Origin of the sequence: Thermococcus litoralis DSM 5473 (genome assembly GCF_000246985.2) — an archaeon.
Classification (GTDB): Archaea; Methanobacteriota_B; Thermococci; order Thermococcales; family Thermococcaceae; genus Thermococcus_A; species Thermococcus_A litoralis.
In genome coordinates this window covers 709,342-729,623 of record NC_022084.1, presented here as the reverse complement: position 1 = coordinate 729,623, position 20,282 = coordinate 709,342, and the positions used below count along the sequence as shown (strand labels likewise).

Annotated in this window: 19 protein-coding genes and 1 pseudogene; 12 read left to right on the top strand and 8 right to left on the bottom strand. The window is 43.2% G+C overall.

What is annotated here, in order from left to right; all coding sequences use genetic code 11:
• Window positions 1-3: 3 nt before the first annotated feature.
• From wtpB to OCC_RS04030, 7 genes and pseudogenes are all read left to right on the top strand, one after another.
• Entirely contained in the window at window positions 4-747 is a 744-nt protein-coding gene (gene wtpB / locus OCC_RS04055; RefSeq protein ID WP_004068205.1) for a tungstate ABC transporter permease WtpB, read from the top strand.
• A 41-nt stretch (window positions 748-788) separates the two neighbouring features.
• The gene (locus OCC_RS04050) at window positions 789-1,880 is read left to right on the top strand and encodes an AAA family ATPase (protein WP_338010723.1); all 1,092 of its coding nucleotides are present in this window, start codon (window positions 789-791) and stop codon (window positions 1,878-1,880) included.
• A gap of 3 nt (window positions 1,881-1,883) precedes the next feature.
• Window positions 1,884-2,609 carry a DUF3226 domain-containing protein gene (locus tag OCC_RS04045; RefSeq protein ID WP_004068203.1) on the top strand — a complete coding sequence of 242 codons (726 nt, stop codon included), beginning with the start codon at window positions 1,884-1,886 and terminating at the stop codon, window positions 2,607-2,609.
• Window positions 2,610-2,616: 7 nt separating this feature from the next.
• Window positions 2,617-3,651 carry a tungstate ABC transporter ATP-binding protein WtpC gene (gene wtpC, locus OCC_RS04040; RefSeq protein ID WP_004068202.1) on the top strand — a complete coding sequence of 345 codons (1,035 nt, stop codon included), beginning with the start codon at window positions 2,617-2,619 and terminating at the stop codon, window positions 3,649-3,651.
• Between the two features lie 94 nt (window positions 3,652-3,745).
• Window positions 3,746-4,156: pseudogene (tnpA, locus tag OCC_RS12225) on the top strand (IS200/IS605 family transposase).
• On the top strand, window positions 4,156-5,364 hold the full coding sequence (locus tag OCC_RS04035) for an RNA-guided endonuclease InsQ/TnpB family protein (RefSeq protein WP_004068201.1): 1,209 nt from the start codon (window positions 4,156-4,158) through the stop codon (window positions 5,362-5,364). Before tnpA ends, OCC_RS04035 begins: the two are co-directional and overlap by 1 nt.
• Before the next feature lie 111 nt (window positions 5,365-5,475).
• Window positions 5,476-6,585: an aromatic amino acid transport family protein gene (locus OCC_RS04030; protein WP_004068200.1), complete on the top strand. Its 1,110-nt coding sequence runs from the start codon at window positions 5,476-5,478 to the stop codon at window positions 6,583-6,585.
• Here the strand turns inward: OCC_RS04030 and OCC_RS04025 are convergent.
• Window positions 6,561-6,842 carry a hypothetical protein gene (locus tag OCC_RS04025; RefSeq protein ID WP_004068199.1) on the bottom strand — a complete coding sequence of 94 codons (282 nt, stop codon included), beginning with the start codon at window positions 6,840-6,842 and terminating at the stop codon, window positions 6,561-6,563. The genes OCC_RS04030 and OCC_RS04025 overlap by 25 nt on opposite strands.
• A 100-nt stretch (window positions 6,843-6,942) precedes the next feature.
• Here OCC_RS04025 and OCC_RS04020 point away from each other — a divergent pair, with 100 nt between their 5' ends.
• Together OCC_RS04020 and OCC_RS04015 are read left to right on the top strand one after the other, a co-directional pair.
• Window positions 6,943-9,534, top strand: coding sequence for an ATP-dependent helicase (locus OCC_RS04020; protein ID WP_004068198.1), 2,592 nt, complete (start codon window positions 6,943-6,945; stop codon window positions 9,532-9,534).
• Window positions 9,535-9,565: 31 nt separating this feature from the next.
• On the top strand, window positions 9,566-10,723 hold the full coding sequence (locus OCC_RS04015; RefSeq protein ID WP_004068197.1) for an outer membrane protein assembly factor BamB family protein: 1,158 nt from the start codon (window positions 9,566-9,568) through the stop codon (window positions 10,721-10,723).
• A 3-nt stretch (window positions 10,724-10,726) separates the two neighbouring features.
• Here the strand turns inward: OCC_RS04015 and OCC_RS04010 are convergent, their stop codons facing one another.
• Window positions 10,727-12,586, bottom strand: a complete 1,860-nt coding sequence (locus tag OCC_RS04010; RefSeq protein WP_004068196.1) for a prolyl oligopeptidase family serine peptidase — start codon at window positions 12,584-12,586, stop codon at window positions 10,727-10,729.
• A gap of 96 nt (window positions 12,587-12,682) precedes the next feature.
• Here OCC_RS04010 and OCC_RS04005 point away from each other — a divergent pair, with 96 nt between their 5' ends.
• Both OCC_RS04005 and OCC_RS04000 read left to right on the top strand, forming a co-directional pair.
• Window positions 12,683-14,566 (top strand): ATP-binding cassette domain-containing protein, encoded by a 1,884-nt coding sequence (locus tag OCC_RS04005; RefSeq protein WP_004068195.1) that lies wholly within the window; start codon window positions 12,683-12,685, stop codon window positions 14,564-14,566.
• 52 nt (window positions 14,567-14,618) lie between these two features.
• Window positions 14,619-15,290 (top strand): DUF4097 family beta strand repeat-containing protein, encoded by a 672-nt coding sequence (locus OCC_RS04000; RefSeq protein WP_004068194.1) that lies wholly within the window; start codon window positions 14,619-14,621, stop codon window positions 15,288-15,290.
• Here OCC_RS04000 and mrtA read toward each other — a convergent pair.
• The 3 genes from mrtA to OCC_RS03985 all read right to left on the bottom strand — a co-directional run bounded on the left by mrtA (window position 15,277) and on the right by OCC_RS03985 (window position 17,801).
• A complete protein-coding gene (mrtA, locus tag OCC_RS03995; RefSeq protein ID WP_004068193.1) occupies window positions 15,277-15,870 on the bottom strand; it encodes a CPBP family archaeomyxosortase MrtA in 594 nt (197 codons plus the stop codon). The genes OCC_RS04000 and mrtA overlap by 14 nt on opposite strands.
• A gap of 9 nt (window positions 15,871-15,879) precedes the next feature.
• Window positions 15,880-16,797 carry a hypothetical protein gene (locus OCC_RS03990; RefSeq protein WP_148290402.1) on the bottom strand — a complete coding sequence of 306 codons (918 nt, stop codon included), beginning with the start codon at window positions 16,795-16,797 and terminating at the stop codon, window positions 15,880-15,882.
• A gap of 89 nt (window positions 16,798-16,886) precedes the next feature.
• Window positions 16,887-17,801: a peptidylprolyl isomerase gene (locus OCC_RS03985; protein WP_004068191.1), complete on the bottom strand. Its 915-nt coding sequence runs from the start codon at window positions 17,799-17,801 to the stop codon at window positions 16,887-16,889.
• Window positions 17,802-17,923: 122 nt separating this feature from the next.
• Here OCC_RS03985 and cysS point away from each other — a divergent pair, with 122 nt between their 5' ends.
• Window positions 17,924-19,354 (top strand): cysteine--tRNA ligase, encoded by a 1,431-nt coding sequence (gene cysS, locus OCC_RS03980; RefSeq protein WP_171814850.1) that lies wholly within the window; start codon window positions 17,924-17,926, stop codon window positions 19,352-19,354.
• Here the strand turns inward: cysS and OCC_RS03975 are convergent, their stop codons facing one another.
• From OCC_RS03975 to vapB, 3 genes are read right to left on the bottom strand one after another with little or no spacing between them, the layout of a single operon-like run.
• Window positions 19,355-19,609, bottom strand: a complete 255-nt coding sequence (locus OCC_RS03975; RefSeq protein ID WP_004068189.1) for a hypothetical protein — start codon at window positions 19,607-19,609, stop codon at window positions 19,355-19,357. It lies immediately after the preceding gene.
• Between the two features lie 42 nt (window positions 19,610-19,651).
• On the bottom strand, window positions 19,652-20,044 hold the full coding sequence (locus tag OCC_RS03970) for a type II toxin-antitoxin system VapC family toxin (RefSeq protein WP_004068188.1): 393 nt from the start codon (window positions 20,042-20,044) through the stop codon (window positions 19,652-19,654).
• Window positions 20,031-20,252, bottom strand: a complete 222-nt coding sequence (gene vapB, locus OCC_RS03965; RefSeq protein ID WP_004068187.1) for a type II toxin-antitoxin system VapB family antitoxin — start codon at window positions 20,250-20,252, stop codon at window positions 20,031-20,033. Before vapB ends, OCC_RS03970 begins: the two co-directional genes overlap by 14 nt.
• Window positions 20,253-20,282 lie beyond the last annotated feature (30 nt).

The window sequence follows — 20,282 nt, the reverse complement described above, 5'->3', positions numbered from 1 at the left end:
GATATGAGGGATTACGTAACATGGTTCTTCGCTCTGCTCGGCACGTTCCTTGTTCTGTACATCCTCCTTCCGTTAGCCGTTATCATAGGGAAGCAGCTTTTGGACTGGGAAATGATTATAAATGTTCTCCACGATGATATTGTCTTAGAGGCTCTTAGGAATTCCCTCCTAACGTCCACGGCTACAATGCTTATTTCTCTCCTTTTTGGAGTCCCCCTTGGCTATATACTCGCAAGGAAGGATTTTGTGGGGAAGAGTTTTGTTCAGGCCGTTGTTGACGTCCCAATAGTTATCCCACACTCCGTTGTTGGCATAATGCTTCTTGTGACATTTTCAAACAAAATTTTGGATAGCTATCTCGGAATAATAATGGCAATGCTTTTTGTCTCTGCACCTTTCACAATCAATGCCGCCAGAGACGGGTTTTTGGCGGTAGATGAGAAGCTTGAGCATGTGGCAAGAACCTTAGGGGCGGGTAGGCTTAAGGCATTCTTGACGATTTCGCTTCCCATTGCGATGCCCTCTATCTTGAGCGGTGCCATCATGACGTGGGCAAGGGCGATAAGCGAAGTGGGTGCGATTCTAATCGTTGCATATTACCCAAAAACTGCACAGGTTCTGGTCATGGAGTACTTTAACAACTATGGTTTGAGGGCTTCAAGGCCGATTTCCGTTATCCTTGTACTGCTGAGCTTGAGCATCTTCGTTGTTCTAAGGTGGATTGTAGGGAGGTCGAGAAATGCTTGAGGACAAAGCTTTAATTTGGTTAATACCAATACTGAAAGGGGATGCTCATGATAACATCTTTTAGGATTGAGAATTTTAGGGGCATAAAGAAGTTGGAACTAAATAATCTTGGCCAAATTAACGTAATTGCGGGCAAAAACAATGCGGGTAAATCAAGCATAATTGAAGCGTTTTCTATTGGTATTGCAGGTGTGAATAGTGAAAACGATCCATTGCAAGAAGTGCTAACAAAGGTATTGACTTGGAGAGGGTGGTTTGGAAAAAATTCAGTAACTTCCCTGTTTTATCAAGATTATCTTGCTACTAAGATCAAATTCGTTGAGAATAACACTCCATTCTCGGTAGAAATCAGAAAACAGGGTAATATCGTTGACATCTTGGGGGGTGAACTTAAGATTGATGATGATACAATAAGACGCATTGGCCTCGGAAAGTTTATTATACTTCCCGGAATCGTGAAAGCTGGCCCTTTAAAAAAGACATACTCTGTGCTAGTTAATGTAGGTTTTCCCAAGGAAGGTGACTTACTTACAGTGTTCTCAACTAGTGATGATATGTATCTTGTTGAAATGCCTGTACGATTCTTAACACCTTTCGACATAATTTCTCCCGGGTTCATTGAAAGGGCTCATTCTTGGGCATTTAAGGAGAAAGGAACCGAAAGAGCTTTTTCAATAATCAAAAAAGGTTATCCAGAGTTTCAAAATCTAAGTCCATTACCTGAGAACATTACTCCTGTTATGTACGTAGACATTAAGTGGACAAAAAAGGCTATACCTTATTATGTGATGGGAGATGGATTTAAAGCATTGACAGCCATGGCACTTGTAGTTTCCTCTCTGAAAAATGGTTATCTTCTCATAGACTCCGCCGAAGCCTTCCATCATCCAAAGTCTCTAAGAGTTATGTCTAAGACTCTTGTCAGGGGAGCAAAAGAAAACAATGTCCAAGTATTTCTAACGACCCACAGTCTTGAGCTTATTGACATGCTAATCAAATATGGTCTAGAAAGCAAAGTAGAGGGAAGGGTCATTTATATGAAGCGTGAGAACGGAAACGTAAAAGCCTCAATAGAGACCTTTGAAGAATCGCAAGAACTAAGAGAAACTCTTGGACTAGACCTGAGGGGATGAAAAATGGAAGTGAGACTCTTGCTCTTAGAGGGCAGAACAGATGTTAGCTTCTTTCTTCCCTTAATAAAGGAGTTTTATAGGTTTAGGGAGAGCAATGCAGGGTGTGAGATTCTGCCGTTTTCGAAGGACAAGGAGCTATCAAGACCTATCTGTTTAATTAAGTACAAAACTTTGTTGGTGATACTGCATGCTAATGGGAAAGATAACCTTAAAAAGGCTCTTAAGGCAGTTTTCAGAGCAGTTGAGAGATTTGAGGATAGGCCTACTATTATTGGAGTGGCTAGAGACGTTGATACAGAGGAAAACATTCTAAACTGGGCTAAAAGCACCTTGCAGGCAGGAGGCTTTGAACCTGAAGTAAAAAATGGTTACCTCCTAGTAAATGGGATAACGATTGTTCCATTCGGAATTGGAGATGTTACTTTTGATGCAAAAGACATCGAACCAAAAAAAGAACTTGAGCTCTTAATGACTCTTCTTGCTAAGAAGGAGAGTAATCTTTCAAGGCTAGAAAACTCAATAAGTCAGCTCAGCAAAGACTTGGAAAGAAAGCTTACTCCAAAAGACGTCATGCATCTCTTGGCAATTGCCAGGAACTACAAAGGAGACTCCATGTCGGGACTATACAGAAACTTCATTGAGAAATTAATCAGAGAAAACCGTGGGCTTATTGAGGAGTTTTTGGATGAGTCGGGGTTGAGGACATTTTTAGAGACTATTGCCCGGTGATAACGTCATGCTTGAAGTTCAAAATATTTCCAAGGACTACAAGGAATTTCACCTCAGAGACATAACATTTTCAGTTGAGAGGGGAGAGTACTTCATAATTTTGGGCCCTAGTGGTGCTGGAAAGACCCTTCTCCTCGAACTCATCGCTGGCATCTTTACACCAGATTCTGGAAAAATCTTTATGGATGAGAAGGAGATAACTTTTCTTCCACCGGAGAAGAGGGATCTAGCTTATATTCCTCAAAACTACGCCCTCTTTCCTCATATGAAAGTTTACGACAACATAGCCTACGGATTGAAGCTCAGAAAAATTCCAAAAAATGAAATCAATAAGAGGATTAGGGAGATTGCAGAGATTCTTGAAATCTCACATCTTTTGCACAGAAAACCAAAAACGCTGAGCGGCGGTGAAGCTCAAAGGGTTGCCATTGCGAGGGCTTTAGTACTGGAGCCAAGGCTTATACTTCTTGATGAGCCTTTTGCAAATCTGGACGTTCAAACTAGGGCTAAGCTCATTCAAGAGATGAAACGCTGGAGAAGGGAGCTTAGCTTCACGGCTTTACACGTAACGCATTCTTTTGAAGAGGCTGTCAGTTTAGGGGATAGAGTTGGTGTAATGCTGAACGGAAAATTGATCCAAACCGGAGAAGTTAGGGAAGTCTTTTCCAAGCCTAAAAATGAAGAAGTCGCGAGATTTCTTGGGTTTGAAAACATAATAGAGGGGATTGCGGAAGGGAGGATATTAAGGGCAAACGGAATTTCAATAGAGCTACCGGGGGAGTTTAAAGGGAAGCTGAGAGTTGGAATAAGGCCGGAGGACATCGTTATATCCAATGAGTCCATAAAAACCTCTGCAAGAAACGAGTTCAAAGCCAAGGTGTTAGCGGTTGAAGATCTGGGCTCGCTGGTGAGGGTAACCCTTGATATTGGTGGAATTGAGCTTAGAGCTTTTATAACCCGCTCTTCTCTTGTAGAGATGGGGATTCAAGAGGGAAAAGAGGTTTACCTAAGCTTTAAAGCAACGGCGATCCATGTCTTTTAACACATTCGGGCGGGAAGTCCCCTTCCGATAGGGAGGGAATGAAAGCCCGAAACACTTAAAATACTTTCATAGTTACACAAAATTTGGGATAACTATGAAATACAAACTCGACAAGGGAGCACACTCAGTCTATTAACTCTACTACCACCTCATTTTAGTCGTAAAATACCGCAGAAAAGTTTTCACCAACGACAGGATAATAGACTTTCTTAAACAGAAAATCCACGAAATATCGGAGACCCACGAGGTAGAAGTTCTCGCTATCGAGACAGACCAAGACCACATTCACATCCTCTTCAAGGCAAAACCCACCCTCAACATACCAAAATACATCAACGGCCTAAAGACAATCACATCAAGGGAAATACGCAGGAACTTCCCCGAAGTGAAGGAAAAACTCTGGAGAAACGCCTTCTGGTCGCCCTCATACTTCCTCGCAACCTCTGGGCAAGTGACCCTCGACGTTCTCAAAGCCTACGTTGAGAGTCAGGGTGAGGAAAGTTGATGCGTTCCTACCGCTTCAGAATCTATCCCTCAAAAGCACAGCAGGAAAGGATGCTCCAACATATGGAACTCTGTCGCTGGCTCTATAACGAGTTATTGAGGGCAATACGGGAAAACCCTTCACTCAGGAGAACCGACACCCAAAGGCTAATCGTCGAGCTGAAGAAGGAAAAGCCAGAACTCAAGGAAGTCTACTCTAAAGTTCTCCAAATGGTGAACCACCAACTCTGGAACAACCTGACCGTCCTGAAGGTTCTAAAAAAGAACGGGCATAAGATAGGAAAGCTAAGATACAAAACCTCGCCGAATAGCTGGAAGACTCTGAACTACAATCAAAGCGGGTTCAAGCTCGATGAAGGGAGGAAGAGACTGCACCTTTCCAAAATTGGAGAAGTTCCCATAAAGCTCCACAGGAAAATTAAGGGCAGGATTAAAGGAGTAATCATAAAACGGACGAAGAGTGGAAAATGGTATGCTATCTTTCAGGTTGAGGAAGAACCAGAACCGCTACCTAAAACGGGTAGAGCAGTCGGGATTGATTTGGGGGTGGCTAATTTCGTCGTTGATAGCGACGGCAACGCTTTTGAAAACCCTCTGTTCCTTGAGAAATCCCTCGAAAGGATTAAGAAGATACAGAGAAGGCTCTCAAGGAAGCAAAAAGGTTCGAAGAACTGGGAGAAGGAGAGGATAAAATTAGCTAAAGCTTATGAAAAGCTAACGAACCAGCGAAATGATTTTCTCCATAAGCTCGCCCTCTACTACGTCAGGAATTACGACATTATTGTCGTGGAGAGCCTAAAACCGAAGAATATGGTTGAGAACGGTCATAGAAGTCTCAACCGTCGTTTGCTCGATTCCTCTCTTGGTGCTTTCATTAGGATACTCTCCGACAAGGCTGAGAGAGCTGGTCGGAGGGTTGTTTTTGTTGAGCCAGCCTACACTTCGAGGACTTGCTCCCGTTGTGGGTTCGTTGTGGAGGAATTGCCTCTTTCGGAGAGGGTTTTTCGCTGTCCGAAGTGTGGGCTGGTGATGGATAGAGATTTGAACGCTTCCTTCAACATATTGAGAAGGGGTTTGGATGAAGGGTTGGGACGACCCGGATTGCCTGTGGAGGGAAGACCTCTACCCCGTGTCGTGCCTTTTGAGGCAGTCATCACGGGGCAAGTCTTCCTTATGAAGCAGGAAGCCCCGCCCGAAAGGCCGGGGTAGTTCACTGTGTACAAGTATACCTGGGTGCATTCATTTGTCTTTTGGAGTCCTTCTCTTTACATATAGCAAGCCTTTTATATCCATGAAATTCCTTTCATAATCGGTGGGAGCATGAGGAGGCTGAGATTAGCTGAGGCAAGTGCAATACTTATAGGTACTCAAATTGGTGCGGGTGTTTTGGGCTTACCGTATGCACTGAGGGAAGCAGGAGTTCTTGGGATTTTTATTGTAATTTTAGCTGGGCTGATGACACTCCTTACTGCCCTGTTCGTCCTTGAAGTCTCATCCAAAAATCCCGGAAAAAGCCTTTCAAAACTCTCTGAGGAGCATTTGGGAAAGATAGGTGGAGTTTCAATGTTTCTCAGCATCTCTGCTTTGGCTTATGGGGCTCTCATAGCATACATTGCAGGGAGTGCTGATATTTTATCTTCCTTAACCGGGGTTAAGCCTGAGTTCGCTGCTTTAGCCTTCTGGATTTTAATGAGCCTGATAGTCTTTATGGGGCTTAAAGTCTCTGGGGAGGCGGAATTGGCTCTTACGGGGCTTCTTCTTTTAGTCCTTGCAGTCTCGATAGGTCTTGTTTTGGGAAGGATTGACGTAAATAATTTGTCCACTTTCAACACCTCTGCAGCTTTAAACGGATTGGGAGTTGTGATTTTTGCTTACGTCAGCCACATGGTAATCCCTGAACTCCTCAAAGGACTCGAAGACATAAAAACAACCACAAAAGCGGTCTTTATAGGCTACCTTGTTCCAATGGTGTTTTATGCTTTCTTTGTCCTTTCATTTGTGGGAGCCTTTGGTTCAGATGCGCCCGAGCTTGCAACAAGCGCACTTGAAAGGTTATACGGAAATCTGGGAAGGATTCTAGGTCTTGTTCTGCCCCTTGCAGCAATATGTACAAGTTACATAGGTGTTGCGCTCTCAGAGATGGATAACATGAAAGATGTTTTAGGAATAGGTAGGCTTTATGCATGGCTGCTAACAGTACTTCCGCCTTTGCTAATATACTTTGCCGGTCTCAAGAGCTTTGTAAATGCTCTATGGCTGGCTGGAACTTTTGGCGGAATACTCTATGCAGGCATACTACCAACGGCGATGTATCTAAAGGCAAAGAGAAAGCAAGAGAGCTTTCATCTTAATCTACCACATTCGATCGCTTACCTCTCTGGACTGATTTTCCTTGTACTTTTCCTCTATTCAATTGTCTCCTTGGGATAAATTTTGTATTTTACCACGTACCTTCCTTTTTCAAAGTCCTCCTCCATTTCAACAATCTCAACCGGCTCCACTTTTAGTCCGAATTCCATAGCTTCCCATGTAATGTCCTCAAAATAGTCAAATAATCCGCAGGTCTTGCAGAAGGAGCCTTTAAATTCAATTATTGCCTCATCCTCTTTTACTTTTATTATCTCAGCCTGAGCCTCGCTTCCATGAAGTCTGTTAAACTCTTTAACGGCCTTCTTAAGCTTCTCCATGCTTTTCCCTACCGAAATTTGGTTTTGGGTCTTTAAATGATTTTGTTCGAAAATCGTATCAAAATTTTTAAAGTCCGGCTATGTAGGATGATTGAGAGCTATGATAAGGTTTGCAAACAGGGAATACAGCGATGAGGAAATCTATGCCATACTCGATAAGCCCATTGCAGAGTGGTTTAGGCGTAAGTTCGGTACTTTTACCCCTCCCCAGAGATACGCCGTTGTAGAAATCCACAAGGGAGAAAACGTCCTAATATCCTCTCCAACGGGTAGTGGAAAAACCTTATCGGCTTTTTTAGCTGCTATAAACGAGCTTGTTCTTCTTGGAAAAGAGGGTAAGCTGGAAGATCAGATTTACGTTCTCTACGTTTCTCCGCTGAGGGCCTTGAACAACGATATAAGAAGGAACCTTGAGGAGCCGTTAAGTGAGATAAGAGAAGTTTACAAAGAGCTCGGGTATGAATTGCCGGAGATAAGGGTGGCTGTTAGAACTAGCGATACCTCAAGCTATGAAAAGCAGAAGATGGTAAAAAAGCCGCCCCATATTTTGATAACCACTCCTGAAAGCCTGGCAATAGCCCTAAATGCTCCTAAATTTAGCCAAAGGCTGAAAACAGTTAAATACGTGATCATTGATGAAGTCCACGCTTTGGCTGAAAACAAAAGGGGCACTCATTTGACCTTAAGCCTTGAGAGGCTTCAAAATCTTGCTGGGGATTTTGTGAGAATTGGCCTAAGTGCGACGATACATCCCTTGGAGGAGGTTGCCAAGTTTGTCTTTGGCTACAACGATGATGGAAGTCCAAGGTCTGGTTCAATAGTTGATGTTAGCTTTGCAAAGCAGACTGAAATTACGGTTGAGAGCGTAGTTGAGGATCTCATCTACGCCCCAGCTAGTGAACTCAGCGAGGCATTGTATAAACGGTTGGATGAGCTTATAGAGCAGCATCGGACGACTTTAATATTTACAAACACACGAAGCGGTGCTGAAAGAGTAGCTTATCACCTCAAGAAGAAGTTTCCAAAATATGCTGAGCTAATTGAAGCACATCACTCAAGCCTTTCTAGGGATGTTAGGCTTGAAGTTGAGGAGAAACTGAAGAGAGGGGAGCTCAAGGCGGTAGTTTCAAGCACCTCTCTGGAGCTTGGCATCGATATCGGAAGCATTGATCTTGTTGTTTTAATAGGCTCCCCCAAGAGCGTCAACAGAGCACTTCAAAGAATTGGAAGGGCTGGGCACAGGTTGCATGAGGTCAGCAAAGGCGTGATCCTTGTTTTGGATAGAGATGATTTAGTGGAATGTACGGTTTTAGCCCATAACGCGAGAAATAGAAGGCTGGATAGAATTAAAATCCCCCATAATCCGCTGGATGTTCTTGTGCAGCACCTCCTCGGCATGGCTCTTGAAAGGGTATGGGATATAAACGAAGCGTACTCCCTTGTGAAGAGGGCTTATCCTTATCATGATCTGAGTTTTGAAGACTTCATGAGCGTTTTGCGCTATCTCGCTGGGGAATACGCAGGTTTAGAGGAAAAGAAGGTTTATGCAAAAATCTGGCTCGATAAGGAAGAAGGCAAGTTCGGTAAGAGAGGGAAAATGACGAGGGCAATCTACTACATGAACACCGGCACTATTCCGGATGAGGCAAAAATTGAAGTTTACACTCTCGATAAGCGCTTCATAGGAACGGTTGAGGAAGAATTTGCCGAGAGGTTAATGCCTGGGGATATCTTCGTTTTAGCCGGCAGGACGTATGAGTTTAAAAAATCTAGGGGCAACAGAATATATGTTGTGCCAAAGGAAGGGGCGAAGCCCACAATCCCGGCGTGGTTTTCTGAGATGCTGCCGCTGAGCTTTGATTTGGCTATAGACGTTCAGCGGTTTAGAAGAGAAGTTAAGGGTATCTTAAACAACAGAAGGGATAAAAGTTTCCTCATGAAAAAGTATCAAATCGATGAAAAAGCTGCAAAGGCAATTTTAGGATATTTCAGGGAGCAGGAGAAGTATTCCACAATTCCAGATGACAAAATTCTTTTAGTTGAGGAGGTCTTTGACGAGAGAAGGGCTAAGTATTTCTTCCATACTTTGATAGGGCGCAGAGCAAACGAAGCCCTCAGCAGGGCTTTTGCATACCTTATCAGCAAGAAGAAGAGAACAAACGTGAGAATAGCAATAAGCGATAACGGCTTTATGCTTATCCTCCCTAAGGAGAAGCCCCTAAGCGAAGAGGAAATTAAGGAGCTGTTTCAGGTTGAGGACTTAAGAGAGACTTTAAAGAGAGCATTAGACAACACGGAGCTCTTAAAGAGACGCTTTAGGCATGTGGCAAACAGGGGGTTGCTCATCCTCAGGAGGTACATGGGGAGAAAGAAGAGCTTAAGCAGGCAACAGCTGAATGCACAAACCCTTTTGAGGCTCTTGAAGAAGAACTATCCTGATTTTCCGCTTTTAAAGGAAGTTTACAGGGAAATAATGGAGGACAAGATGGACATAGAAAACGCGGAGCTCTTTTTGAGCTGGGTGAAAGAGGGGAAGATAAAGGTCGTTATAGAGCACAACGAGCTTCCGAGTCCATTTGCCTTCAACCTTGATGTAATCGGAGCGAGCGACGTTGTCCTCATGGAGGATAGAAGGGAGCTAATTAAGCAGCTGCACAGCAAGATTATGAAGCTGATAGAGGAAAAGGCTTAAATACTATCTTGTGAAGTAATTACTGATTGAAATGAACAGAAAGATATCGAGTCTATTGCTCATCTTGTTTGTTCTTCTACTACTTTGGTCGCTGGACTATTTTGAGGAAGTTTCCAACAAAGACCCTCTCTTGAACAGAATATCTCAGATTGAGTTTAGCATCGAGCATGAAGTAGTGGGGATAGGATTTCAAAATGACGCACTCGTTGTTAAGACCGTATATTATGGAATTTCGAAGAACCCCGAAAACGGGAGCCTGCTTTTTATAAAGGATGGAAAAATCGTTAAAAACATAACTCTTCTGCCTTTTGATCATTATGGAGCATTTGACGTATCAGGAAACGTTATAGTTCTCGGAACCTATGGGATTAGATGGCTTAGTGAATCTACCTTCACTTTTTCACCTTCGTATCTTGTGGCTTATTCTTCTGAAGGTTCTGAGCTATGGAGGAAGGAGTTTAACACAACATCGGTAAGCGCGGCTGGTGATTTGATCGTAGCGAGAGGCTATTTGAAGAATGGCAGCGTGGTTAAGGTTTTTGACATAAAGGGCGAAGAGCTCTGGAGCTTGAACTTCGGTGAGAAAGTAGCAACAAACGGAAAAATCGTTGCGGTTGGAGAGAAAGGCAAAATCTATCTCTACTCAAGAGAAGGAAACCTTATACGGGTCATTGAGCCCTGGAAAGGACATATAAGCTCTATCAAACTTACAAAAGACGGAAAGATTATCGTGGCTTTCTACTCAAGGGATGGTTCATACTTGGAGGTTTATGACGAAGACGGTAACCTTCTCTGGGGAAGAAATTTTCCCTTTATACAAGACTTTACAGTGTCCCAAAACTATATCTTGGTTCATAGTAATGCATTGCATATTCTCGACTTCTCTGGAAGAACTCTCTGGAGTAATGAGCATTATTATCCGAGCTTGGTGTTGGGAAGAATCGCAATTTCTAAAGACGAAAAGTACATAGCTTATGGAGTTTCTGGGGTAAATCTGGTCTTAAATCCTCTCTTTGACTGTGATAAAGACGGAATCATAGACGAAAGCGACCCTCTTCCTATAAACAATGATCTCTTCTACAGAATTCTTCTGACTGTCATTGTGGGTACTTCCGCGTTCTGGGTAAAAAACTGTAAAAGGAAAGGGAAAAATCTAGAAAAAGATATGAAGAAATTAAAAGCGCCTTAAATTCTAAACCCTAATCTCCAAGGTCTTAGCCACGAAAGCGAGCAGGTCTGTCAGTTCTTTAATCCTCGTCTCTGGTGAAGCCCCCATGTGTCCGCTTTTTGTTTCTACCCTCAGATAAACGGGAGCTCCGAGGTCTTTGAGCTTCTTTGCGAACTTAAGTGCATGTGCAGGGTGAACTCTGTCATCGTACAAGCCGGTATAGATTAGTGTTGGGGGATACTTTTGGGGCTTTACGTTGTGATATGGGGAATACTTGAGGAGAAACTCCCTGTCCTTTGGGTCATCTGGGTTGCCATATTCTGGAATCCAGACGCTTCCGATGTAAAGTTTATGGAACCTCAGCATGTCTATAACCGGATACCCTATTAAAGCCGCATCCATGACCTCTGGCCTTTGGACTAAAACAGCTGAAACCAAAAGACCGCCGTTGCTTCTTCCCCAGGCGGCAGTTTTATAGCCCTCTTTTTTGAACTTCTCGAGAACTGCGATAAAGTCGTCAAAGACGTTCTGCTTGTTCTCCCTCATTCCGGCTCTATGCCATTCTTCGCCGTATTCGCTTCCTCCCCTGAGGTTTGCCATTACAAAGGTTCCACCGCGCTTTATGAAAGGTATTGCATGTGGGAAGAACCTGGGCTTTAGGGCAATGTTAAAGCCGCCGTAACCAAAGACCCATGCCTTCTTTTCGTCTTTTTCTCCTTTTACAGTGAAGTAATGTACCCTAGTTCCATCCTTTGACGTTGCAAAGTCTTCGCCAACCTTAAAGCTACCTTCAACTTTCACTTCATCAATTAGCTCAAGCCTTTCCTTGAAGAGATAGAGGCGATAGGGGGTTGTGAAGCTCTCATACCTCAGTATCGCCTTTTCTTCATTAGTATCGAGGGGTTGAACCTGTCCGGGCATGTCAAATTTAATCTCCTCAAGAAGTTCCCCATTGAGGGTGAAGACCTTCAGCAGTGATGAAGCATGCACGAGATAGCCGGCAAGGATTTTATCGCCAGCTATTATAGCCCACTCCAGCGGGAACTCGTCTTCTGGGATGACTTCTCTTACGTTTCCATTTTCAATGGCAATGACCTTGCCGAGTCCTTTTCCTTCCCTTGTGTAAATGTAAAGTTTTCCATCCACGTAATCAATTGGATATGCTGGAACTTCGCTTGAATACACCTTTTCCCATTTTTCCGGCTCTTCAAGGGGGCCAAAATAAATCTCACTCTTGTTCCATCCTAGTGAGAGCGTTATTAACGCATAATTACCGTAGTTGCTCTTGCGGATGCTCATAAAGTATCCTGAGCCCAATCCTTCTCCAAAGACCATTCTCTCTTCTCCGCCCTTTTTGAGGAAGATTCTCTCCGCAGGAGCATCAACTCCGTCAGGTGTTTTCCCCTTTCTATAGAAGCGTGCAAAATAGTAGCCGTCATCAAGGAAAACGATGTTCCAGAGTGATGGTTTTATCTCTTCAATTACCTCGCCTTTCTCTAGGTCAACTATCCTTGTAATGCCTTCATCAGCCCCGCCTATTGAGAAGCTGTACGCTAACCTTTTCCTCTCTCTGTCTACGGTGAAATTTTGCAGAAGAATTTCATCCTTAAGTTCCTCTTCAAGGTGCTTTGAATCGACTATGACTTCGCTTGTTTCGAGAATCTTTATTATCTGCCTTCCCTTTTCGTTTACCCTTACAAAAGTCCCTCTCTCTGTTACGTGGGCTTCAACAATGTTGGGGAGGTAATAGTGTTCTCTAACCTCTTCGATCAATTTATCGGACAAATCGCTCAAGAACTCTCTAAGACGGGTGTTTTCTTCATTAACAAATTTTAAAACCCTCTCGTCACTTAGGTTTTCCATCCAGATATAAGGATCTCCCATGGTCATCACCGTTCAGATATATACCTTAGCGTTATTAAACCTATTGCCCCGCTCAACACTTAAATATCACTTCGCCCAAATCTCTTGGGTGGTTGGATGATAATTAGGGGAAAGGTCGTGGGGAGCGAAGTTCCTCGCTTCAAGCACAGATGGTTTGGGGTTCTTGAGGTAGATGCCGGGGAGAAGTACAAGCTTTACATGAGCGGTATCGCTCAATGGTTTGTAACGGGGGATGAAGTGGAGATACACATCAAGAACAAACCCAAAAAAGGTAATGTGCTCGACTTTGACGATTATGAGCTCTACAAGTTTTACGAAGGGGACAAAATAAAGGTCTGGCCGTTGTGGGAAAAGGAGTATGAGGCGAAGCGCTTTTCTCCCCTGACTGGAGAGCTTTTGTACACCTATAAGATAAGGGCAAGGGAAGCAACTTATGAAAGCGACTTTGAGGCAATAGCGGAGCTTGAGCAGTATCACTACGCATCACAAAAGGAGAAGGTTGCCCTTTGGAGGTGTGAGAACAACCACATCTTCGAGGCAAACACGAAGCAACCGTGCCCAGTCTGTGGAAGTGAAGACGTTCACATTCTTGAGATTAAGGGTTCCACTCCAGCATCGAGGTTTTTGCTCCTTGAACTTGAAAACAGGGAGGAATACGAGCCGAGGATTTTGGCTTATGTAAGAGTTGACCCGCCTATTCCGCTAATGCACCGTCGTTTACCCAATGGAGAAATAGAAAAGAATATAAGAGAAAAGGTTTTTCCAGAGGAGTGGTTTAACCCATCCTTCTGGCCAGAGAAAATCATGAAAGAGCTTTATGAAGAGCTCAAGAAAAAGCACACAAAAAAGATTGCACGCCATTTGCTATGGGAGAAGGCTAAGTGGCAGGCTTTAAGAGAAAGCAACACGGCTGGAGCTAGAATAGCGAGGGTTGTTGTGCATCCGGACTATAGAAGCGACGGGCTTGGACAGTTAAGCGTTAAAGCTGCCCTCGAGTGGATAAATGAGAGAAGAGTCCCGGAGATGAGGAAAAGAAAACATATAGTGGAAACCATAGCCCAGATGGCCCGCTTCAATCCGTTCTTTGAGAAAGTTGGGTTTAAGTTTCTCTGGGAAACAGCAAGCGGAAGACCCGTACTTTTCTACCCACTAACAGAAGAAGCCAAAGAATACATCGAAAGATTCCTCAGAGAAGACCCATATGCTCCCAAGGATGGTAGGTTATGGAAGCCGAGCTATGGAAAGGTTGAACCTCTAAAGGAGCCGATAGTGTTTAAGAATGTCAGTAAGGTGTTTGAGAGCGAACTGGACATAAAGGGTCTCCCGGAGGAGATAAGGTTCCTTCTGGAAGCCTTTGGAGTTAGACATAGGGTAATACAGAGGCCTGTTTTGAGGAACCTAAACTTTGAAATTAAGCCTGGCGAAATAGTTTCGGTGGTTGGGGCAAGTGGAGCTGGAAAGACGACTCTCATTAGGCTTCTCCTTGGTGCAGCACTTGGCTATTGGGAAGAGAAATACAGACCTACGAGTGGAGAGATTAAGGTGCCGGATAACGTCAAGGTCTCAGCCCTGTTGCCCGGGGAACAGGAACCCCTCTTTGGCGATGAAAGCATTTTGGAGCACGTTTACAGAAAAATAGGGGATTTAAATGCTGCCGTTGAAGTTCTAAACCGTTCTGGATTGAGTGATGCCGTTCTTTATAGGGCAAAGTTCAGTGAGCTCTCCACTGGCCAAAAGGAGAGGGCAAAGATAGCGTCTTTACTTGCGGAGAAGCCGAATCTTCTACTAATGGACGAATTTGCGGCACATCTTGACACTCTCACCGCTATGAGGGTCGCCAAAAAGGTAAGTGAAATTCTAAGGGAAGCTGGCATAACAGCTTTGATAATAACCCACAGGCCGGAAGTAGTCAAAGCCCTCGATCCGGACAAAGTTCTTTTTGTGGGCTATGGAACTGCAAAGCTAACTGATCAATTTTGACCACATTTTTCTTTTCCTTTGACCACACCATATTTAATTAGAGGTGGGAAATATGATAGAAGTTGTTGTGAGAGAATACAAGGTAGGAGAAGGAACAAAGCTGAAGATTGGAAACGTAAACGGCACCATAAAGATCGAAGGTTATGAGGGCGAAACTATAAAACTGAAAGCCGAGAAAAAGTGGGGGCTTTTGGGTGCAGAGCCAAAGATAAAGGTCAAAAAAGAGGGAAATACTCTTACGATTAAAGTTGAACAGAAAAAGAACTTTGGCATTAACATTGGAGGAAGTGCTGTTAACTTCGATATCCGCGTGCCAAAAGGCGTTGAAATAGAAAAAGCTGGAAACGTTAACGGCACAATATCCATAAAGAACGTTAAAAAAGTCGGGAAAGTTAGCACTGTGAATGGGAACATTTCCATAAAAAACACTTCTGCTGAAAAAATATCTGCTGTGAATGGTTCAATAACAGCCCTGCTGTCTCGCATAAACAACAATGTCAAGATTTCTACAGTTAACGGAAGAATTGAAGCCTACATTCCAAAAGATGCCGATGCAGTAATCAAAGCTACCACTGTTAACGGAAAAATAGACTCAGAGATCCCAGGGGAGCTTTCGAAGCCCCCGGTTCATGGTCCAAAATCTTTCAGTGCTGTTCTTGGAAGCGGTAAATACGAGGTTGTGCTATCTACCGTAAACGGCAACATCTCCCTCAGGCTCCTATAGTGCAGAGGATGTCAAAAACAACCGCACCAATCCAGTGAAGAAGGAAGCTCGGCAGAAAGCTTTCGCTCTTTAAATCCATTTTTGCAAAGACTATTCCTGCTATGAAGGAATATGGGATTTCCAAGAGTGGTTTGCCTATGTGAACGAGAGTGTATGGGATGTTTTGGGCAATTATGGCAGCTAATTCGTTCTTTCTTGCAAGGGAGAAGAGAAGAATCCCCCTGTAAAATGCCTCGTGGGCAAACATGATAACGCCAATCAAAAGCTCCTTAAGGAGGAAATCCTCCCAAGAAGAGTAGGCAAATATCGGGTAATATGCCTTGAAGCTTTCTAGCTGGGAGGCATAAACACTTATAGGAAGAGAGAGGAGAAAGAGGGCAAGAGCCCAGATATAGCCGTCTCTTTTTCCTATTTTAAAGCCAAGCTCTTTAGGTTTGAAGCCAAGCAGATAAGTAACGGTGAGAGGTATGAGTACGTAGAAGAGGACATCGTAAAATGCCCACTCATAAACGTTTCTCCCGAGGTTATGACTGAAAAGAATAAGAAAAACTGAAATTGAATATAGGACTATGAGTCTCAATTTGCACACCTATACGTATATAGTTACGGTGGGATTAGAAGCTTCCCTCTCTACTTGAATTCCACTGCCTGTAAATTTAATTACAATATCCAGGGGTCTAGTGTGAGGAGCTCTTCTGTTAATTCTCACGCTGACTTCATCCTGAAATGTGTTCTTGTTTAGCCTTTTGAGATTGTCATATAAAAGTGTAATGAAGTTTCTGTAGTCATGCATTTCTTCTAAGAACTCTTTCTGTTCTGGATTTAACTTAGGATACACATATCTTATAAAAAAAGATTCAAAATCCAACCTACTTTCCAGGGAGTATACAAATAATAACTTATAGAACTCTTTGTTTTTGCTGCGAAATGTAGACTCAATGTATGGTAGAGCTCTTCCAAACATTCTAATCAATACCCCGTACTCTGCAGCTCCAGGTTCTATAATAAATTCCCCACCTTTTATTTCTATTTTAATGAACTTATTGTTTTCGTATTCGATGTATATGCTTTCATAACATATCATGACTCTTAAAGGTGTTTTTCGTGCTAGCTTTAGGATTTCCTGCAGTTTTTTTGTGGTATCCTCTATGCTTCGGGAATTTCCAATGTACATGATGTGAACGTCGTTGAAAGTATAACTCCCTGCTGTGTCTGAGTCTAAATCAAATACTATTGTTCTTTTCCAAGGTGGCATGTTGTATTTGTTGAGGGTTTTTAACTCTAGAATTGATATTGGGACTTCTTTTTTTACAGTCCCGAAGTATTTTCTAAATATCAGAACGGGATGATAACCTTTCGAAGGATTAAATGGAGATATGGGCACTTTAATTATGTCTTTGAAGATTTTGATAGCCGATCTTATCTTTTCCTCATACTCTTGGGGGAAATGGTATCTAAGGTCTTTAACAAGCATGTCTTCCCTTACCATAGGCCTCCCTAATACCATTCTAATAAAGTAATTAAAAGTTTGCTGTTGCTGTTTAAGCGAGCCAAAATAGCATAAGTAACTTAAACAAAGAAGAAAAAGAATGGACGTTATTCTCTATCTTGAGATGCTTTGCTTTCTTCTTCGCTTTCTTCTGGTTTTTTCTCTTGTTCTTCGATCTTTTCTTCTTTTGTTGTCTCTTCTTTTACTGTTCCCGTTGTCTCCTCGGCTTCCTCTTTTGTTTCCTCAGCTTTTTCTTCTGTTTCTGCTTTCACTTCCTCTTTGGCTTCTTCTTCGAGTTCCTCCTCTACCTTGGCCTCTGGTGGCTTCAAAAGCTCTTCGACGCTTGGCTTGAACTCAATCTTCTCATACCCAAGGAACTTGAGGTCGCTCTCAAGAAGGATTTCGCCTAAAACGAGAGTCCTTGGGTCTATTGTCTGTTCTCCAAAGTCTATTTTAACATCGTTTTCGCCCACTTCGATCTGCACTTTTTCAAAGTCTATCCTTGGAATTCTGAGCTCGATTAAGGCTTTTACTTTCTCTATTGGATCGTCTATCTTTTCAAGTATCTCAACTTCATAAACAACGGTTTTTCCAGCGTATGGATGATTGAAGTCAACTCTAACCCTACCGCTGGATACGCTCATTACTCTGCCCTTGAGCTTCTTTCCACTCTCCGTTTCGATTTCCACATCAAGTCCCGGGAAGGGGTAGATTCCCTGTCGTCTGAACTGACCGATTGTGAATGTCTTTATGAGCTTTGGGTCTCTCTTTCCAAATGCCTTCTCTGGCGGGAGCTCAATGGTGTACTTCTTTCCAACCTCCAAACCCTCAAGGGCTTCATCAAGGCCTTTTATAACGTGCCCAGCACCAACCGCTATCGGAACTGGCCCGTAAATTCCCTTCTCGCTGTAGATTCCAGCTTCCTTTGCAACATCCTCATAAGTCGTGTCAAATATCTCTCCTGTTTCTTTTATCTTTCCGGTGTAGTGGAGCCTTATTACGTCTTTCTTTGCAACTTTCATAATCATGACCTCCCTCTTTCCTTTTTTCAAAAACTGGTTTAGATTATGGGAGGGGGTTTTTAAGCTTTGCACTTGCCGGAAGCGATAATCTAATAAAAACTTCGGAGAACTCTCTCTAGGTGATTGGGGTGAAGGTTTATAACACGATGTCCAAGCAAAAGGAGGAGTTTAAGCCTTTGAGGGATGGCGAGGTTAGAATGTACGTGTGTGGACCGACTGTTTACGATTACACCCATCTCGGCCATGCAAGGACTTATATTGCCTTTGATGTTATTAGAAGATACCTGGAGCATAAGGGGTACACGGTTTTAATGGTGATGAATTTCACCGACATAGATGACAAGATTATCAGAAGGGCAAATGAAACCGGTGAAGATCCAAAAGAGCTGGCTGAAAAGTTCTTGAAGTATTTCCTTGAGGATATGAAGGCTTTGAAGGTAAAGCCTGCCGACATTTACCCAAGGGTAACGGAGCACATTCAGGATATAATAGACTTCGTGAAGAAGCTTGAGGAAAAAGGCTATGCATACGAAGGAAGCGATGGCGTTTATTTTGAAGTTAGAAAGTACCAAGAATACGGAAAATTGAGCAAGATAAACCCCGAGGATCTTAGAAAAGGAGTCAGAGTAGAGCCTGGAGAAGGGAAGAAGAATCCAGAGGACTTTGCCCTGTGGAAGAAGGCAAAACCTGGGGAGCCCAAATGGGAAAGCCCCTGGGGTAAGGGGAGGCCTGGATGGCACATAGAGTGTTCCACCATGAGCACCAAATACCTCGGCGAGAGCTTTGACATTCACGGAGGAGGAAATGATTTAATTTTCCCACACCACGAAAACGAGATAGCTCAAACAGAGGCATGCACCGGCAAAGAATGGGTGCGCTACTGGCTTCACACGGGCTTTGTAATGGTCAAAGGAGAGAAAATGAGCAAAAGCCTTGGAAACTTCGTTACCATCAGGGAGCTCCTTCAAAGATACTCGGCAGAGGTCATCAGGTTCTTTGTCCTTCAAAAGCACTATCGCTCCCCGTTAGATTACACGGAAGAGGGAATTCAGCACGCCAAGAACAACCTTGAGAGGCTTTACAACACCCTTGAGAATATTAGGATAGCCCTTGAAAAGGCAGAAACACCGTTCAAATGGGACAAAGAGGAGTTCGAGCTTTATGAAGTGGTAAGGGATGCGAGGAAGAAGTTCTATGAAGCGATGGACGATGACTTCAACACGGCTGAGGCTATGAAGCCAATATTTGAGGTGGCAAATGCCGTAAACAGGTATCTGGAGAAGGTTGAGAAGCCAAAGGAAAGCGTTCTTAGAAAAGCCCTCGAGTTCTTCAAGATGGTAAGCGAAGTCTTTGGAATATTTGAGGACTACTTCAAAGAGGCCAAAGAGACAAAGGAGGAAGAACTAATAGAGCTCTTAATTGAAGTGAGAAGCGCACTTAGAAAACAGAAAAACTTTGAGCTGGCAGACAAAATAAGGAGCGAGCTCAGAGAGCTTGGTATTCAACTCGAAGACACACCCCAAGGAACAATATGGAAAAGGATAAACGTTTGATTATTCCTTTTTCTTCTTAAATTCTGCCAAGAGTTCCTTTGCCGCCTTTACCATTTCTTCTAGGCTTGCTCTGTCGTGGGTTATGCCTATAGTTATCTTTGCGTTTGTCGTTGCGTAGGAGAAATACAGCGTGTTGCCCTTGCTCTCGGCAAAAAACTGCTCCACAGTTGTTTCCTCTTCCACTCCCTCATCTCCCTCTTCAGCCGCTATGACCTCGTTTGGTATCTCCTCAAAGAGCATTGGTTTTGGCTTCATTTTTTCACCTCCTCATGGATTTGAGGTTCTTGCAAAATAAATTTATTGGATGAGCTTTACTCTCACGTATTTTTTTGCTGCCTCAAACTGTTTAACGTCAGAGGTGTAGAGATCAGCTTTTAGTTCTTCCGCAAGGGCTATGTAGAGGGCATCGTAAACGGTAATTTTTTCCTTCAGCGCTATCTCCAAAGCACGCTCAAAGTAATTCTTGGCTTCGAAGAGCAACAGGCTTTTGGCGAGATACTTCAGTGCTTCAGTTCTGTCTTTTGCGTCTTCTTCATCTAGCCGTTTTTGGATAACAGCCTTCCAAATAGCGTTTAGTGCCTCAACAAGAGCGTAATCCAGCGTTGCAGTTTTTTCCGTTAGTGGAACACTATCCCAGTTCTCTTCTTGAAGGATCACTTTAGCGAGAGCAGAGGCATCAATTACTATCACGATCCTCCCTCACAGATCTCGCTGAAAAACCTTTCTCAACGTTCTTTCTCCCCTTAAGGATTTCGAGGGCTTTTTGGAGGTTTTTCTTCCTTTCTTCCTCTTCTATGCGCTGGATTATGAACCTCCTTATTTCTTCACTCCAGTTTATATTTATTCCCTTCATCTTTGCTTTTATCTCATCTGGAACCCTAACTGTAATGACAGCCATGCAATACCACCTGAAATACATTATGCAATA